Genomic DNA, 15,897 nt, shown 5'->3' on the forward strand with positions numbered 1-15,897 from the left:
CCATGAACCCCATGACGATCAAGACTTTCTCTCTCGGCGGGGACCTGACCGTCAACCGCCTCGGATTCGGCGCGATGCGGCTGGCGATGGGCACCTTCGACGGTCCGCCGCGAGCCCCGGAGACCGGTGTCGCCGTACTGCGGCGCGCGGTGGAGCTGGGAGTGGACCACATCGACACGGCAGGCTTCTACGGCAGAGGGGCGGTGCGGGCGAACGAGCTGATCCGTACGGCGCTGGCTCCCTACCGTGACGATCTGGTGATCGCGACGAAGGTCGGGCCGCTGCCCGGACCGAATGGTGTGCCGAGCGGGCAGGCGGCGCCCGGTCAACTGCGCTCCCTGGTAGAGGCGGATCTGCGCGCCCTCGGGCTGGACCGGCTCGACCTGGTCTACCTGCGGGTGGGTGGCATGACCGGACCGGGCGGCGAGTCGATCGCGGAACGCTTCGCGGTCTTGGCCGGGCTCCGGGCGGAGGGGCTGATCCGTCACCTGGGGGTCAGCAATGTCGACGCCGCCCAGTTCGCCGAGGCCCGGGCGATCGCGCCCGTCACCGCGGTGCAGAACCGGCACACCGACGAGATGGGGCTGCTCGCGGAATGTGAGGAGTCGGGGATCGCGTACGTGCCGTACTTCCCGCTCGGCGGTGGCACCACCCCACTCGAAACCGAACGGCTCAGCAGGGTCGCGGCGCGCCTGGGCGCCACTGCCGCCCAGGTGCGAATCGCCGCGCTGATGGCGCCGTCGCCGGCGGTGCTGGCGATTCCGGGCACCGGTTCGCTCGATCATCTGGAGGAGAACCTCGCGGCGGACGACCTCGTTCTCAGCGAGGAGGACCTGTCCGAGGTACAAGGCTGAGCGGTCGATCCGGCAGCGCGCGGGCGACGAGTATCCGGCATGACCGGCTGCCTGCAGATGCTCTCTCGCCGCCGCAGGGTCAGGTACCGGAAGGTTCCGGCCGATACGTCGGCCATACCGCGGAGCACGTAGCCGATCTCTTCGGGGTCATGGGCCGGCGCATTCCACGACCCAAATGAGGCAGGGCCCGGAACCTGAAGGTTCCGGGCCCTGCCTCGACAGTAGCGGGGACAGGATTTGAACCTGCGACCTCTGGGTTATGAGCCCAGCGAGCTACCGAGCTGCTCCACCCCGCGTCGTTGTGATCCCTACCGTATGCCATCACAGCGGGTCCCGTGACCACTTGTGTCGCGTGGACCCGGCGTGCCCGGTCAACCGCGTGGTGTTCCCGGGCTCGTCGCCACGGAGATCGTCACCCCGGAAGCGGGCCCCAGGCGGAGAGGAAGCCTCCGGTGGGCCGTCGGGGCCCAGGCGCGCCATACGGACGAAGATTCCGGCGCCCTCCCTCCGGTCCGGCGCTGCGCACTCTCGATCGTGGCGTCAAAGATCCTCTGCCGTAGGGTAGTTGCCTGATCACGCCACCCAGAGGGAGTACACGTATGCCGGCCGCGCTCGGTCTTGGTCTGCCGCAGATGAAGCAGTACGCCATCGGCCGCGACGTCGCCGTCGTGGCGCGCGCCGCGGAAGCAGTCGGGTACGAGAGCCTCTGGGTGTTCGAGCGGGTTCTGTTCCCCGAGCCCGCGGCCCAGGGTCTCTACGGCATTCCGGGGCTGGCCTGGCCCGATCACTACCGCAGTGTCGCCGATCCGCTGGTCACGCTGACGCTGGCCGCCGCGGCGACGGAGCGGGCCCGGCTCGGCACCAGTGTTCTCGTCGCCCCTCTCCACGTGCCCTTCCAGCTCGCCCGTTCACTGGCCTCGCTCGACGCCGCCAGCGGGGGCCGCGTGATCGCCGGACTCGGGACGGGGTGGTCCCTGGACGAGTACGCGGCCGCCTCCGTCGCCCCCTTCGAGAGGCGCGGCGCCGTCCTGGACGAGCTGCTGGACGTGTGCGCAGCCGTCTGGGGGCCGGACCCCGTCTCGTACAAGGGGAATCTGACCACGATCGTCCCCTCCGAGGTGGGGCCGAAGCCGGCTCGTCCCATCCCCGTCTACCTGCCCGCGAACAGCCCCCGGGCCACGCGCCGTCTGGTCGACCGGGCCGACGGGTGGATGCCCGTCGCCATGGGCGCCTCTCAGCTGTCCGAGCAGTGGCAGCGGGTGCGTGACGTCGCCGCCGAACGGGGCCGCACGCGTGCGCTCGCTGTCTGCGCCCGCGCCAACGCGCGGTACAGCGCGACGGCGGTGCCCGGCGCCGGCCGGCGGCCCTTCCACGGCAATGCCACGCAGATCGTCGAGGATCTCGTCGCACACGCCGCCACGGGGGTTCCCGAGATCATGATCGATCTCCAGGGCACGCTCCGTGACGCCTCGCAGCTCGTCGACGTGGCGACCGAGGTGTACGAGACGGCACGGGCAGCCGGGGTCTGAGCAGCGCCCTGCGGGTCCGCTGCCAGGTCGGCACCGGCGCACCAGTAGTTTCTCAGGGGCAGCTTCAGCGGAAACCCGCCGACGGAGGAACGTGAACGATGGACGACCGTACTGCGCTGGCCGAACGGTTCGAGGCGGACAGGAGCCACCTGAAGGCGGTGGCGTACCGGATGCTGGGTTCGGCGAGTGAGGCCGATGACGCGGTTCAGGAATCCTGGCTGAGGGCCGCTCAGACCGACGTCAGTGAGGTGCAGAACCTCACCGGGTGGTTGACCACGGTGGTGGGCCGCGTCTGCCTGAACATGCTCCGCACTCGCCGGACTCGGCGCGAGGACCCTCTCGACGCGTACGACCGGACCCCTGACCAGGACGAGGGGAACGCCCCGGAGCGGGAGGCCCTGCTCGCCGACTCCGTCGGGCTGGCCCTCCTCGTGGTGCTCGACAGGCTGACTCCGGCGGAGCGCCTCGCCTTCGTGCTGCACGACATGTTCGCGGTGCCGTTCGGCGAGATCGGCCCGCTGATCGACCGTTCCGCGGACACCGCCCGGCAGCTCGCGAGCCGTGCCCGTCGCCGGGTGAAGGGTGGCGCCACGTCGCCGGATGCGGATCTGTCCCGTCGCCGACGGGTCGTCGAGGCCTTTCTGTCCGCCTCCCGTGGTGGGGACTTCGACGCACTGGTCGCGTTGCTGCACCCGGATGTGGTGCTGCACGCCGACCGGTCCGTCATTCCCACCCTTGAGCCCGTGGTGGTCCAGGGTGCTCACACCGTGGCGAAGGGTGCGATGGCGGCCACGGGACGCGCGCTGTTCACCGGGGTCGCGCTCGTCGATGGAGCGGTCGCGCTGGCAATGGCGCCGCAGGGACGGCTTCGTCTGGTTCTCGGCTTCACCATCGTGGACGGCCTGATCGCCGAGATCGACGTCGTCGCGGACCCGGAACGGCTCGGCGGGTTCGACATCGGCGTCCTCGACGACTGATACGGCTCGGGGCCCGGTCGTCGACACGTCGTCGAAGTCGGCCCGGGCCCGCTCCCCGACCCGTTGTCATACGACCCGTTGTCATACCCCTGTGGCAGGGTCTTCTCAGGGCGCCGGGCCAGGTGTCCTGTTCTCACTGTCGGACGCGGTCTCACGGCTGCCGAAGGAGCGTTCTCCATGTCCGGACCCGACGACGCCCGTTCGTTGCTCGCAGCTGCGGCTGCGCTGCTCGCGCCCGCCCACCAGGCCGTCACCGAGCGGGTGCTGCACGCGTTCGACCACCCCGAGGCCTATGTGCGCGACCACGCCGACCGACTGGCGGACCGGGGTATCGACGAACCGGTGCCCGATCTCGCCTGGATAGCGCTCATCGACACCCTGGCCGACCACCGGCTGCTCGCGGAGTTCGACTGGAAGGAGGACGCCCAGGAGGTCCGGTCCCAGTTGAATGGGCTCGACTCGCGGCCTTCCGTGGATCCTTGGGTGCTGGTCGAGGAGGACGAGATGCTCCTGCCGACCGATGAGTTCCTGAATGCCTGCGGGCGGCACCACGGCGATGTCGGTGCGGCGCTCGTCGTACTCGACATCGAGTCGGACTGCTACCCCGTGGTGTGTCTGCGCGCCGCGCGGGTCGAGGAGCTGACCGCACTCGCGAAGCGGGCGGGTTTCCACGCGTGGGCGCTCGGCGTCTGACACGGGTCCGGAAGGAACGGAACATCGACCACCCCGTCTCGCGGCCGCACGAGGGAGCCTTCGGCCGGGCCGTCACACCACCGCGCGCTCAAGACGCCGGTAGCTGACGCCATCCTTTGTCCGCGCCAGCAGGCCGCCGATGACCATGTAGCGGCGAAGCGCGGCACAGTCCTCATGAACGGTGAGAAGGGCGTCGTTCACTTCGCGTTCGGTGTACGTCCGGTCGGGCAGGAACAGCGTTTCCGCGAGGTGTTCGAGGAGCTGTTCGCGACGGGCGGTCTTGCGTGGGATCGTCGTCAGTCGCCCCTGGGAGAAGAGGGCGGCCACGCCGTGACTGGAGCTTGATCGGTTGTCGGGCATGGCCCGGAGCCTCTCAGCCGGATCCGGCACGCTGCAACATGTTTCTTCCGGGGATCCGGCCCGAGCTGCGGCGATGGGCCGCCGGCTGTTCCATCCCTGCCGAGGGGCGCACGAGTTGACGCTCGGGCGCCCTCGCGGTTTCCTGCTGCGATGACTGAACTGAGTATCGAGCGTGTGGACGGCGACGCCATGCTGCAGGACTGGCGGTCCATCCACAACGCGATCATCCCCACGGCTGTGCTGTCGCTCGCGGATGTACGCGAACGCGCCGGTCGCAACCGGCTCGCCGTGGCGTATCTCGGTGGCGTCCCGGTGGGCTGCTCGACCGTGCGGCCGCCTGCCGACGGAGCTGCCACCGCCACCGTGATCGCACGGGTGCTGCCGGACCACCGCGGCAGGGGGTTCGGCGGGCAGTTGTACGAGAGCGGCCTGGCGGCGGCGCGCGCGGTCGGCGCCGAGGTGATCGAGACCTGTGTGCTGGAGTCCAACCCGGAGGGACTGCGCTTCGCGCTCGGCCGTGGATTCGTCGAGACCGAGCGGTACGTCCTGCCGGGTGACAGCGTGCCCTTCATCGATCTGAGGCTGGCCTGATCTCGCTCCTGCGGAAGGCGGCGCTCTGCGGCGGTCGCAGAGCGCCGGCTGTCAGTCCTGCAGGGCGGCGAGTTCGCGCACCGTCGCCATGTCGCTGAAGGGGATGAGCTGTTCGCCGACTGTCTGGTAGGGCTCGCTGCCCTTCCCCGCCACCAGGACGATGTCGTCGGGGCCGGCGGCCGACAGGGCGAAGGCGATCGCCTCACGCCGGTCCGCGTGGCGTTCGAACCTCGTTCCCGTGGCCCTGAGGCCCGGAGCGATCTGGTCCATGATCGCCTCGGGGTCCTCGTACCGGGGATTGTCGGACGTCAGGACGCACAGGTCGGATCGGGACCCGGCGATCTCGCCCATCCGGGCCCGCTTGGTCACGTCCCGGTCTCCCCCGCAGCCGAACACGGTGATGACCCGGCCCCGGGCGAAGTCCCGTACGGCGCTGAGCACCTTGTCGAGGGAGTCCGGGGAATGGGCGTAGTCCACGATCACCGCTGTGCCGCTCGGCGTCTCGAACCGTTCGAGCCGCCCGGGGACCGGGGGCATCCGGTCGAGCGCTGCCACAAGCCCGGCGAGGTCGTGTCCCAGGAGGTGGCAGGCCGCCAAGGAGGCGAGTGCGTTGGACACGGAGAAGCGCCCCGGCACCGGGATGGCCGCCGGATACTTGCTGCCTTCGTGGTGGAGCGTGAAGCGGGTACCGAAGGCGTTCATGCTCAGGTCCGTGGCGCGGTAGTCGGCCGGCGCGTCGATTCCGTACGTGGTGACCATGCCCGGCATCGTCGGCACGATCGCGGCCCCCACCGGGTCGTCCGCGTTGACCACGGCGCTGCGGCACAGCCCCTGGAAGAGCCGGAGTTTGGCGTCGCGGTAGTGCTCCATGGTGCCGTGGTCGTCCAGGTGGTCCTGGGTGAGGTTGGTGAAGATGCCCACGTCGAGGAAGGCACGGTCCACCCTGTGGTGGAGAAGGCCCATCGACGTGGCCTCCAGAACCACGGTGCCGACGTCCTGGTCGCGCATGTGGCCGAGGAGGTACTGGAAGTCGGGTGACTCCGGCGTGGTCAGGACCGAGCGGGGCATCGGGATGAGTTCGTCACCGATCCGGCTGCCGGCCGTGCCGATCACGCCGACTTTCGCGCCCTCGGCGATCCTCAGCACGGACTCCACCATGTACGAGACCGAGGTCTTCCCGTTGGTACCGGTGACGGCGACCATGTCCATGGCCCGGCCGGGTTCTCCGAAGTACCGGGATGTGACGACCGCCGCCGCGGTCCGCGCATCCGCCACCCGCACCACGCACGCACCGGTGGCCGCGGCCTGCACGGCCGCGAGGATCCCCGGCGCCTCGCACTCCAGGAGCACGGCGACGGCTCCGCGGGCCAGTGCCGGGCCGACGGCCTCGGGACCGCCCTCACGGTGATCGGGCACGGCGATGTACAGCGAACCGGGCGTGACGCGATGGGCGTCGAAGCAGGCTCCTGCGGTGATCGGGGTCTCCGGATCACCGAGGAGGACCTCGTGATCGTGACCGGCCAGCAACTCCCTCAGATTCATGCAGGGGTCCTCTCGAGAATGCGGCTCTGCCCGTCGGTCGCCGTGGGGTTGCCGACGGCGCGCCGCGGGAGCTGCGCATGGTGCGGGGTGCTGCGGTCTGCGCAGCGAAGGGGGTGAAACGGCTCCGGTGGCGGAGCGGGAAAGCGCGGCCGGGACGGGAAGGGCGTCGTGGTGCGGCCGGCTGCGGTGGGGTCCTGGTCAGCCGTGACCGTGCAGGGCGCGGCAGCGCGCCTGGGGAGCTGCGGGGCCCAGCAGGTGGGGCACCTGTCGCAGGCACTCCCTCACCGCATCTGTGTGACCCATGAGTGGAGTGTACGTCCCGTGGACCGTGCCGGATCCCGGTCACCTTCCTGGCCATGGGCAGCTGTTGCCCAGGTGGGGCTGCGGGGCGGTGACGCGGCTGCCCCGGCCGGTCCCGGTGGCCACCCGGATCACGCGCCGAGGGCCTGCCACGCGGGAGCGGTGTGCTCCGCGCGACAGGCCCCCGGGGCCGGTCTGCCTGTATCAGGCCGTGTGCAGCGTCAGCCCGTACCTGTTCAGGATCTCGTTGATCGGCTGGTGCCAGGTCTCACCGCCGGAACTGCAGTTGCCCCACCCGCCCGAGGTGACGCCCTGTGCCTGGTCCCCGCTTATGAAGGATCCGCCCGAGTCGCCCGGTTCGGCGCAGACACTGGTCTTGGTCATCTCGTGGACCGCGCCCTGGCTGTAGTTCACCGTCTCGTTGGTGGCGAGTACGTTCCCGCAGTGCCAGTGCGAGGTGGAGCCGGAGCGGCAGATCGACGCGCCGACCGGGGCCACGGCAGAGCCACGGACCAGCTGATCGGAGACGGTGCCCCAGCCCAGGACCACGGGGACGGTCCACCAGCCGTTGCCCACGCTGACCCAGGCGTAGTCGTTGTCCGGGAAGGAGGATCCCTGGAAGCTGCCTATCCCCGATCCGTCCCAGCCGCTGACCCCGGCACCCGCCTGTCCGCAGTGTCCGGCGGTGACGAAGCCGCCGTACACGGAGAAGCCGATGGAACACCGGACGTTGCCCGTGTAGTAGGGGTCGCCGCCGACGGTCCCCGCGGAGAAGGTCCGCGGCGCCTCGGCGGTCTGCTCGACGGCGACGGGGCCGGCTTCCCGGGCCCGCTCGACGAACTTCCGGACATCGTTGTCGGACCGTGCCGAGGAGACGACGTCGACGACGACCTTGTTGGCCTCGGGGTCGACGTGCCAGCTGCTGACACCAGCGGGTGCCGGGAGCCGGTCGATCTTCGCCTTGGCAGCGTCGAGACTGCGCGCGGTGTGCGTCACCAGACGAACGGCGGCGCCCGTCGCCCGTACGGCAGCTGCCTGCTTCTCGCTGGTGACGGCGACCGTGAGGCCGCCCGTCGACGGGTCGAACCAGGAACCGCCGTACGACGCCCCGGCGGCGCGTTGCGCGTCGGGCTGTATCGCGGTCGCCGCCTTCTCCGCGGAGAGCCGCGCCCTGGCCTGGCTCTCCGTCAGGCCGAGGTCCTTCTGCATGGCGGCCAGCAGACCGGCGGACGCCTGCCGCGTGCCGGTGCGGGATTCAGCGGTGGGGGCGTCCGCCGCCGAAGCGGACGGGAAGCCTGCTCCCGCCCAGGCTCCGACGAGGAGTACGGCGGACAGGGCGGTGCGTAAAGCCGTGGTGCGTCTCATGGTGTTGGCCCTTCTGTTGTTCCGGGGACGTGGGGGAGGAACAGCAGGCGTCCGGGAGACGTCTCGCCTGAGAGCGCTCTCAGAGTGTGCCGATCCGGACTGTAGCCGAGAGCCGTTAGCAGGTCCATGCCAATGACCAACCGAGGGGCGGCACCGGGCGAGCCGCTCAGGGTCGCGCCGGGCGATAGGTGAACGAGCTCCACAGTTCGCGCAGAGCGTCGCCGTCACGCCAGAAGTCGGGCCCCGCGGCAGGTTCCGCCGCTCCCCAGATCCTGATCACGTCCCGCGAGACGTCACCGAGCGGCTGCCACCCCGGATCACCGGTGGCAGCGAATCCGGCCCAGGCCGCGACCAGCCGGGCCGAGAGACGGTGGTCCGCCGGAGTGGGCGGACCACCGATCAGGAACTGGACGTTCTCGTCGGCGAGGTTCCCGAAAGCGAAGGGAACGTCCGCGCAGTGCCAGGCGTACACCCCCGGCTCCGATCCGCCCCGCTGCCGGGCGAATCGCGACAGGAAGGTGCGCCCGCCGCTCCGCGCATGCGCGGCGGCGAGCCGGTTGCTGTACTCGCCGTACATCAGGTCCCCGTACATCGCGAGGTGGATCTCGCGCACGGACGCCTCGGGCACACTGCGGCGATAGCCCTCTGGAACGGAGTCCGGGAGGCCGAAGTCCTTGGCGAAAAGGGCCATTTCGGACTCCGTCGTGACCTCGGCGCAGCTGCCGACGGCATCGAACAGCCAGCACTCCTGGGTGGTGTGGCAGACGAGGAGGTCGACGTCCGAGGCCTCCCCTGCCGCCATGAGGGCCAGCGGGTCGGCGCGCAGGAGGCGCCCGTCGGCGACCGGGCCGAAGATGACGGGGTCCCAGGAGAGGTGTCCGGAGTGCGGGTCCTGCCGGTATCCGTCGGAGACCGCGTCGGCTGCCTGCACCAGGGCTTGTGGAGACGTGGCTGCCAGGCCGGCGTGCGTCGCGGGGACCTCCGCCTCGGCGGCCACCTTCCGCATGAGGTGCTCGGCGAGTTCCGGTGCGAAGACCGGGCCGACCGCGCTGTGCGCGATGGCCCGCCGGAACAGTCCCTGTGCCCCGTCCATGGTCATCAGGCAGGCCACCGCTGTCGCCCCGGCGGACTGACCGGCCACAGTGACGTTGTCCGGCGCCCCACCGAACGACGCGATGTTGTCGCGTACCCACTCCAGTGCTGCGGTCTGGTCGAGCAGCCCGCGGTTCGGCGGGCCGGCGTCCTCGCCGTCGGCTGGGACATGGCCGAAGCCCTCGAATCCGACCCGGTAGTTGAGAGTCACCACTACCAGGCCGGCACGGGCGAGCGCCGTACCGTCGAAGTCCGGCTGGGCGCTCGACCCGAAGGTGTAGGCCCCGCCGTGGATCCAGACCAGCACCGGCAACGGGCGGTCCTCGGCCTCGTTCCCGCGTTCGGGGGTCCAGACATTGAGAGTGAGGATGTCCTCGTCACCGGACGACCACCGCGGAGCGCCCGGCAGCTCCGCCGACTGCGGCGAAACGGGGCCGAACTCCAGGCAGTCGCGGATGCCCGCCCAGGCTCGCCGCGGGCGCGGCTCCTTGAACCGGTCGGCTCCGAAGGGCGGTTCGGCGTACGGAATGCCGAGTACGGCGACGACGCCCCGGTTGGGGGCGCGTCCGCGTACCCGGCCGCTCACCGTGTCGAAAACACTCATCAAGGGCTGCTCCGCCGTCCTTCACTCCCCCGCCCCGGCCGGGCGGCACGAAGATCAGAATGGCAGAGCAGCCGGTCGTTGCGCGAACGAGATGACCGGCACCGCACGGGGTGCGTCAACAGGTGGAGAACGCGTGCACGGTCGTCGTCCGATAGGTCCGGCCGGGGCGCAGCACGGTGGAGGGGAAGGACGGCTGGTTGGGTGAGTCGGGGAAGTGCTGGGCCTCCAGGCAGAAGGCGTCGCCCTGCCGGTAGAGGCGGCCGGAGGTGCCGGTGAGGGTCCCGTCGAGGAAGTTCCCGGTGTAGAGCTGCATGCCGGGTTCGGTTGTGTACATCTTCATGACCCGGCCGGATTCGGGGTGGTTGACCGTCAGGACGTACTCCGGCCGGGACGTGAGGCCTTTGTCCAGCACGTAGTTGTGGTCGATCCCCTGCGCGATCACGCTCTGCTCGTGCGGGGTGCGGTCCTGCGTGCCGATGCTTGTGGCCCGACGGAAGTCGAAGGAGGTGCGGGCGACGGGGGCGAGTTCGCCGGTCGGGATGAGCGTGGAGCCGACCGGGGTGTAACGGGCGGCGGCGAGTTCCAGCAGATGGCCGTCGATCGTGCCGCTTCCCTCCCCCGCCAGGTTGAAGTAGGTATGGCTGGTGAGGTTGACGACGGTGGCCCGGTCTGTCGTGGCCTCGTAGTCGATGCGCCATGCGCCGCGCGGGGTGAGGGTGTAGGTGATGCGGACGGCCAGGGTCCCGGGGTAGCCGGCCTCGCCGTCCGGGCTCGTCCGCGTGAGGACCAGGCCCGTGTCGGCGCCTCGGGTGAACGGCTCGACGTCCCAGATCCGCTTGTCGAAGCCCCGGTCGCCGCCGTGCAGGCTGTTCGGGCCATCGTTGACGGGTAGTTGGTAGGTGGTGCCGTCGAGGGTGAACCGTCCGTCGGCGATGCGGTTGCCGTAACGGCCGATCAGTCCGCCGAAGTAGGGCGACTTGGCCACGTAGTCGTCGAGGTTGTCGAAGCCAAGGGCGACATTGGTGGCCCTGCCGTGGCGGTCGGCGGTCTCCAGGGACTGGATGACACCGCCGTAGGAGAGAGCCTTGAGGGTTGTCCCGCCGTTGCTCAGGGTCCAGCGGTGCACCGCCGTGCCGTCGGCGAGCCGGCCGAAGAGCTCCTTGGCGGGCGCGTGGCCGGGTGTGCCGCGACGGCCGTCGGTGGCGCGGGCGGTTCCTGCAGCGGTGGCGGTGATGCCCGCGGCGGCCGCGGCCGTCAGCACGGTGCGTCTGGTGCTACTGGGCATGGGTGACTCCTTGAGGGGCGGAGGGTCACGAGCCGACCTTGCGTTTGTTGTAGACGTCGAAGCCGACGGCCGCGAGCAGCACCAGACCCTTGATGACCTGCTGGTAGTCGGTGCCGATCCCCACGAGCGACATGCCGTTGTTGAGTACGCCGAGCACGAGGCCACCGATGATGGCGCCGAAGACCGTGCCGACTCCACCGCTCATGGAGGCTCCGCCGATGAACGCGGCGGCGATGGCCTCCAGTTCGAAGTTGGTTCCGGCCTGGGGTACGCCGGCGTTGAGGCGCGCCGCGTAGACGATGCCGGCGAGCGCCGCCAGTACGCCCATGTTCACGAAGACGAGGAACGTGACGCGCTGGTCCTTGACGCCGGAGAGCTTCGCCGCGGCGCGGTTGCCGCCGAGCGCGTACACGTGGCGTCCGATGATCGCGTTGCGCATGACGTAGCCGAAGCCGATGAGCAGAACGGCGAGCAGGAGGAGCACGACGGGGACGCCGCGGTAGCTGGCCAGGGTCATGGTGAAGGCGAGTACGGCCGCGGCCATGGCCACGCACTTGGCGAGGAAGATGTTCCGGGGCAGGACGTCGAGTTCGTAGCGCTGCTGGCGCCGCCGGTCGCGGACCTCCTGGAGGAGAGCGAAGGCCAGCAGCGCGCAGCCCAGGAGGAGGGTCAGATTGTGGTAGTTGGTCTCCGGCCCGATCTCCGGGAGGTACCCGGTGGAGATCTTCTGGAAGCCCTCGGGGAACGGGCCGAGCGAACGGCTGCCCAGGAGGATCTGCGTTCCGCCGCGGAAGAGCAGCATTCCGGCCAGCGTGACGATGAACGAGGGGATGCCGACGTACGCGATCCAGAAGCCCTGCCAGGCGCCGGCGACCGCTCCGACGATCAGCGAGAGTACGAGAGCGAGGACCCAGGGCATGTCGTGCTGGACCATCATGACCGCGGCGGCCGCGGAGACGAATGCGGCGAGTGAGCCGACGGAGAGGTCGATGTGACCGGCGATGATGACGATCATCATCCCGATGGCGAGGACCAGGATGTAGCTGTTCTGGAGGACGAGGTTGGTGACGTTGTTCGGCTTGAGCAGGACTCCGTCGGTCCATATCTCGAAGAGGACGACGATCAGCCCGAGGGCGATGAGCATCCCGTACTGGCGCATGTTGCGGCGGACCGCGTCCAGGAGGAGGGTGCCGGTCGTGGGAGGCGCGGCCAGGGCTTGCTTGTCGGTGCGCTGCGGGGTGTCGGTGGGGGCCTGGGGCATTCCTGCTACCTCTTGTCGCTGGTCATATGGCGCATGAGGACCTCCTGGGTGGCCTGTGCGCGCGGGACTTCGCCGGTGAGCCGGCCGGCGGCCATGGTGTAGATGCGGTCGCACATGCCGAGCAGCTCGGGAAGTTCGGAGGAGATGAGCACAACGGCCTTGCCCTGGGCGGCCAGCCGGTCGATGACGGAGTAGATCTCGTACTTCGCGCCGACGTCGATCCCGCGGGTCGGCTCGTCGAGGATGAGGACGTCGGGACCGGCGAAGATCCATTTACCGAGGACGACCTTCTGCTGGTTGCCGCCGGACAGGCGGCCCACCTGCTCGAAGACCGTGGGCGTCTTGATGTTCATGGAGGTGCGGTAGGACTCGGCGACACGGGTCTCCTCGTGCTCGTCGACGATCCCGCGCCGCGACACCTTGTCCAGGGCGCCGAGGCTGATGTTGCGGCCGATGGTGTCGATGAGGTTGAGGCCGTACTGCTTGCGGTCCTCGGTGACATACGCGATCTTGTGGCGGACCGCTTCGGAGACGGTGCGGGTGCGGATCTCCTTGCCGTCCTTGAGGACCGTGCCGCTGATGTTGCGGCCGTAGCTGCGGCCGAAGACGCTCATGGCGAGTTCGGTGCGGCCTGCGCCCATCAGCCCGGCGATGCCGACGATCTCTCCGCGCCGGGCCAGGACGGAGACGCGGTCGACGACCTTGCGGTGCTGGTCGATCGGGTGGTGGACGGTCCAGTCACGGATCTCCAGGGCCGGGTGTGCTCCCGGGTCGCCTGCGTACGGGGTGCGTTCGGGGAAGCGGTGGTCGAGGTCGCGGCCGACCATGCCGCGGATGATGCGGTCCTCGGTGGCCGATCCGGCGCTCACGTCAAGGGTTTCGACGGTCCTGCCGTCGCGCAGGACGGTGACGGAGTCGGCGACCGCCGTGATCTCGCCGAGCTTGTGCGAGATGATGATCGACGAGATGCCCTGGCCTTTCAGCTCCTTGATGAGAGTGAGGAGTTTGGCGCTGTCCTCGTCGTTGAGGGCGGCGGTCGGCTCGTCGAGGATCAGCAGTTCGACCTTCTTGGAGAGGGCCTTGGCGATCTCGACCAGTTGCTGCTTTCCGACGCCGATGTCCGCGACCCTGGTCTGTGGGTGCTCCCGCAGACCGACCCGGTCGAGGAGGACGGCCGCGTGGCGCAGGGTCTCGTTCCAGCTGATGAAGCCGCGCGTGGCGTGTTCGTTGCCGAGGAAGATGTTCTCGGCGATGGAGAGGTACGGCACCAGGGCGAGTTCCTGGTGGATGATCACGATGCCGCGTGCCTCGCTTGCCCGGATGTCCTTGAACGCGCAGTCCTCGCCCCTGAACCGGATCTCGCCCTCGTAGCTGCCGTGCGGGTGCACCCCGCTGAGGACCTTCATCAGGGTCGACTTCCCGGCACCGTTCTCCCCGCAGACGGCGTGCACCTCACCCTGGGCGACGGTCAGGGAGACGTCGGAGAGCGCCTTGACACCGGGAAACGTCTTGACGATGGACCGCATCTCCAGGACGGGTACGGCGGCGGCCACCGGGTCCGCCGTCGGGGACTTCATCGGAGGTCGCTCTCCTTGATGTAGCCGGAATCGACCAGCTCCGCGCGGTAGTTCGTCTTGTCGACGCTCACCGGGTCGAGCAGGAACGACGGCACGACCTTCTTCTCGTTGTCGTACGTCGTGGTGTCGTTGACCTCGGGCTTCTTGTCGTTCAGTACGGCGTCGGCCATCTGGACGACCTGCTTGGCGAGGGCGCGGGTGTCCTTGTAGACGGTCTGCGTCTGCTGTCCCGCCATGATCGACTTCACGGAGGCGACCTCCGCGTCCTGACCGGTGACGACGGGGTACGGCTTGGAGCCGGTCCCGTATCCGTCCGATTTCAGGGCCGAGATGATGCCGATCGAGATGCCGTCGTACGGGGAGAGCACGGCATCGACGTCTGCGGATGAGTAGGCGCTGGTCAACACGTTGTCCATGCGCTTCTGTGCGGTGCCGCCGTCCCAGCGGAGCGTGGTGATCTGGTTGAGCTTCGTCTGCTTGCTGCGAACGACCAGTTGCTTCTTGTCGATGTACGGCTTGAGCGTCTTCCAGGCGCCCTGGAAGAAGTAGCGCGTGTTGTTGTCGTCGGGCGATCCGGCGAACAGCTCGATGTTGAACGGCCCCTTCTCGGCACCGGACTTCAGCCCCAGCTTGTCGAGGATGTATCCGGCCTGGAGCTCGCCGACCTTCTCGTTGTCGAAGGAGGCGTAGTAGTCGACGTCCGGGCTGCCGAGGATGAGCCGGTCGTAGGAGATGACCCTGATGCCCTGCTCCCCTGCCTGGTGCAGCACATCGCTGAGGGCGCGGCCGTCGATGGCGGCGATCACGAGGACGTCCACACCCTTGGTGATCATGTTCTCGACCTGGGAGACCTGCTGGTCGACGTCGTCCTCGCCGTACTGCAGGTCCGTCTTGTATCCGAGCTTCTCGAACTCGGCGGCCATGTTCTTGCCGTCGGCTATCCAGCGCTCCGACGACTTGGTCGGCATGGCGATTCCGATGGTCGCGCCCTTGCCGCCCGTCTTCTTGTCCTTGCTGCCGCCTTCGCTGCTCTGTCCGCAGGCGGCGAGGGTCACGGAGAGGGCGAGCGCGGTGAGGACCGTTGCGGTCCGGGCGACGCGCGGGGTGGACGCGGTTCGTGAGGTGCGCATGGTCGGTCCTCCGGGTGCGGGGGGAGCGGCTGGGCGGGCCGCGCCACCCTCATCGACTGTTCGGTATTTCGGACATGGTTCGGTATGCACGACGGGTGAGGGCACTCGAAGACCGCCTCCGGGCATCCTCCCCGCGCGACAAGGCAGTTGAGTCGCACTGTTCGAAATTTCGTCACGCGTTCGAAATATGGGCGTGACGGTAGTGAGGAAGCGGGGAGGCTGTCAATGGTTCACGCAGGCACCGTCGGGCCAACTCGCACCGACAAGAGGTGGTTTCGGCCGCCGGGCCCTCGATCTTCGCGCCCCTCCCGGCCGGAGGGCGGACAGCGCCGGCCCGGCACGACACAGAACCGCACCCACGCCGGACGCGCCGGCGCCCCGCATCACCCCTCGTTGCGGAAACCCGCCCGCTCTCCGCGCCGCCACCCGTTACCGCGAGCGGGCCCGTCCGGCGTGCAGGTGGTCAGCCGGCCTGACCGATCGCACTGCGGAGCATGGCCACGGTGGTGGCCGCCGCGGCACGTTCCGCCTCGTCGCCCGTGGCGCGCACCCGCTCCTCCAGCAGCACGACGGCCGCCTGGAGCACGCCCACCCGCACCGGAACGCTCTGCATGGCCGTCAGCACGGCCGCCGCCTGTTCGGCAGGCGTCGCAGTCGCGGCCTGCGGAATGAGGGTGGAGATTCCGCGCCCGAGTGCACGGTCACGAGGCGGCTGAGCCGCGGCAGTGGTCACCGGG

General features: G+C 69.4%; 14 protein-coding genes and 1 tRNA gene. 5 read left to right on the forward strand and 10 right to left on the reverse strand.

The genetic code is table 11. The features are described 5' to 3' along the window. Positions 1–11 precede the first annotated feature (11 nt). On the forward strand, positions 12–854 hold the full coding sequence (locus tag SH922_RS00990) for an oxidoreductase (protein ID WP_393053415.1): 843 nt from the start codon (positions 12–14) through the stop codon (positions 852–854). Between the two features lie 222 nt (positions 855–1,076). Here the strand turns inward: SH922_RS00990 and SH922_RS00995 are convergent. After that, positions 1,077–1,150 (reverse strand) — tRNA-Met (locus SH922_RS00995). Positions 1,151–1,453: 303 nt separating this feature from the next. On the opposite strand from SH922_RS00995, the gene SH922_RS01000 reads away from it, so the two are divergent. The 3 genes from SH922_RS01000 (at position 1,454) to SH922_RS01010 (ending at position 4,053) form a co-directional block, all read left to right on the forward strand. After that, positions 1,454–2,383 carry a TIGR03619 family F420-dependent LLM class oxidoreductase gene (locus SH922_RS01000; RefSeq protein WP_393053417.1) on the forward strand — a complete coding sequence of 310 codons (930 nt, stop codon included), beginning with the start codon at positions 1,454–1,456 and terminating at the stop codon, positions 2,381–2,383. Between the two features lie 98 nt (positions 2,384–2,481). Further along, complete coding sequence (locus tag SH922_RS01005; RefSeq protein WP_393053420.1) at positions 2,482–3,360, forward strand: sigma-70 family RNA polymerase sigma factor; 879 nt, start codon at positions 2,482–2,484, stop codon at positions 3,358–3,360. A gap of 177 nt (positions 3,361–3,537) precedes the next feature. Beyond that, positions 3,538–4,053 carry a DUF6630 family protein gene (locus SH922_RS01010; RefSeq protein ID WP_393053423.1) on the forward strand — a complete coding sequence of 172 codons (516 nt, stop codon included), beginning with the start codon at positions 3,538–3,540 and terminating at the stop codon, positions 4,051–4,053. Between the two features lie 72 nt (positions 4,054–4,125). On the opposite strand, the gene SH922_RS01015 is transcribed toward SH922_RS01010, so the two are convergent. Next, positions 4,126–4,413, reverse strand: a complete 288-nt coding sequence (locus SH922_RS01015; RefSeq protein WP_393053426.1) for a DUF2087 domain-containing protein — start codon at positions 4,411–4,413, stop codon at positions 4,126–4,128. A gap of 150 nt (positions 4,414–4,563) precedes the next feature. Between SH922_RS01015 and SH922_RS01020 the strand changes: the two genes are divergently transcribed. Next, positions 4,564–5,004 carry a GNAT family N-acetyltransferase gene (locus SH922_RS01020; protein WP_393053429.1) on the forward strand — a complete coding sequence of 147 codons (441 nt, stop codon included), beginning with the start codon at positions 4,564–4,566 and terminating at the stop codon, positions 5,002–5,004. A 51-nt stretch (positions 5,005–5,055) separates the two neighbouring features. Here SH922_RS01020 and SH922_RS01025 read toward each other — a convergent pair whose 3' ends face one another. From SH922_RS01025 to SH922_RS01060, 8 genes are all read right to left on the reverse strand, one after another. Next, positions 5,056–6,546 carry a UDP-N-acetylmuramoyl-L-alanyl-D-glutamate--2,6-diaminopimelate ligase gene (locus SH922_RS01025; RefSeq protein ID WP_393053432.1) on the reverse strand — a complete coding sequence of 497 codons (1,491 nt, stop codon included), beginning with the start codon at positions 6,544–6,546 and terminating at the stop codon, positions 5,056–5,058. A 504-nt stretch (positions 6,547–7,050) separates the two neighbouring features. Further along, on the reverse strand, positions 7,051–8,211 hold the full coding sequence (locus SH922_RS01030) for a S1 family peptidase (RefSeq protein ID WP_393053435.1): 1,161 nt from the start codon (positions 8,209–8,211) through the stop codon (positions 7,051–7,053). Positions 8,212–8,377: 166 nt separating this feature from the next. Continuing rightward, the gene (locus SH922_RS01035; RefSeq protein ID WP_393053438.1) at positions 8,378–9,907 is read right to left on the reverse strand and encodes a carboxylesterase/lipase family protein; all 1,530 of its coding nucleotides are present in this window, start codon (positions 9,905–9,907) and stop codon (positions 8,378–8,380) included. A 115-nt stretch (positions 9,908–10,022) separates the two neighbouring features. Continuing rightward, complete coding sequence (locus SH922_RS01040) at positions 10,023–11,192, reverse strand: aldose epimerase family protein (RefSeq protein WP_393053441.1); 1,170 nt, start codon at positions 11,190–11,192, stop codon at positions 10,023–10,025. 25 nt (positions 11,193–11,217) lie between these two features. Then, positions 11,218–12,453 (reverse strand): multiple monosaccharide ABC transporter permease, encoded by a 1,236-nt coding sequence (gene mmsB / locus SH922_RS01045; protein ID WP_393053443.1) that lies wholly within the window; start codon positions 12,451–12,453, stop codon positions 11,218–11,220. A 5-nt stretch (positions 12,454–12,458) separates the two neighbouring features. Then, positions 12,459–14,030 carry a multiple monosaccharide ABC transporter ATP-binding protein gene (gene mmsA / locus SH922_RS01050; RefSeq protein WP_393053446.1) on the reverse strand — a complete coding sequence of 524 codons (1,572 nt, stop codon included), beginning with the start codon at positions 14,028–14,030 and terminating at the stop codon, positions 12,459–12,461. Next, the gene (gene chvE, locus SH922_RS01055) at positions 14,027–15,160 is read right to left on the reverse strand and encodes a multiple monosaccharide ABC transporter substrate-binding protein (RefSeq protein ID WP_393053448.1); all 1,134 of its coding nucleotides are present in this window, start codon (positions 15,158–15,160) and stop codon (positions 14,027–14,029) included. The genes mmsA and chvE overlap by 4 nt, the downstream gene beginning before the upstream one ends. A gap of 463 nt (positions 15,161–15,623) precedes the next feature. Then, complete coding sequence (locus SH922_RS01060; RefSeq protein WP_219568734.1) at positions 15,624–15,893, reverse strand: hypothetical protein; 270 nt, start codon at positions 15,891–15,893, stop codon at positions 15,624–15,626. Positions 15,894–15,897 lie beyond the last annotated feature (4 nt).

Origin of the sequence: Streptomyces sp. LN549, from assembly GCF_043203805.1 — a bacterium.
Lineage (GTDB): Bacteria > Actinomycetota > Actinomycetes > Streptomycetales > Streptomycetaceae > Streptomyces.

Coding starts and splice junctions, on each gene's coding strand:
- SH922_RS01040 (WP_393053441.1), bottom strand. CDS start 11,192: ATGCCCAGTAGCACCAGACGCACCGTGCTGACGGCCGCGGCCGCCGCG.
- SH922_RS01000 (WP_393053417.1), top strand. CDS start 1,454: ATGCCGGCCGCGCTCGGTCTTGGTCTGCCGCAGATGAAGCAGTACGCC.
- chvE (WP_393053448.1), bottom strand. CDS start 15,160: ATGCGCACCTCACGAACCGCGTCCACCCCGCGCGTCGCCCGGACCGCA.
- SH922_RS01035 (WP_393053438.1), bottom strand. CDS start 9,907: ATGAGTGTTTTCGACACGGTGAGCGGCCGGGTACGCGGACGCGCCCCC.
- SH922_RS01025 (WP_393053432.1), bottom strand. CDS start 6,546: ATGAATCTGAGGGAGTTGCTGGCCGGTCACGATCACGAGGTCCTCCTC.
- SH922_RS01010 (WP_393053423.1), top strand. CDS start 3,538: ATGTCCGGACCCGACGACGCCCGTTCGTTGCTCGCAGCTGCGGCTGCG.
- mmsA (WP_393053446.1), bottom strand. CDS start 14,030: ATGAAGTCCCCGACGGCGGACCCGGTGGCCGCCGCCGTACCCGTCCTG.
- SH922_RS01005 (WP_393053420.1), top strand. CDS start 2,482: ATGGACGACCGTACTGCGCTGGCCGAACGGTTCGAGGCGGACAGGAGC.
- mmsB (WP_393053443.1), bottom strand. CDS start 12,453: ATGCCCCAGGCCCCCACCGACACCCCGCAGCGCACCGACAAGCAAGCC.
- SH922_RS01015 (WP_393053426.1), bottom strand. CDS start 4,413: ATGCCCGACAACCGATCAAGCTCCAGTCACGGCGTGGCCGCCCTCTTC.
- SH922_RS01020 (WP_393053429.1), top strand. CDS start 4,564: ATGACTGAACTGAGTATCGAGCGTGTGGACGGCGACGCCATGCTGCAG.
- SH922_RS01030 (WP_393053435.1), bottom strand. CDS start 8,211: ATGAGACGCACCACGGCTTTACGCACCGCCCTGTCCGCCGTACTCCTC.
- SH922_RS00990 (WP_393053415.1), top strand. CDS start 12: ATGACGATCAAGACTTTCTCTCTCGGCGGGGACCTGACCGTCAACCGC.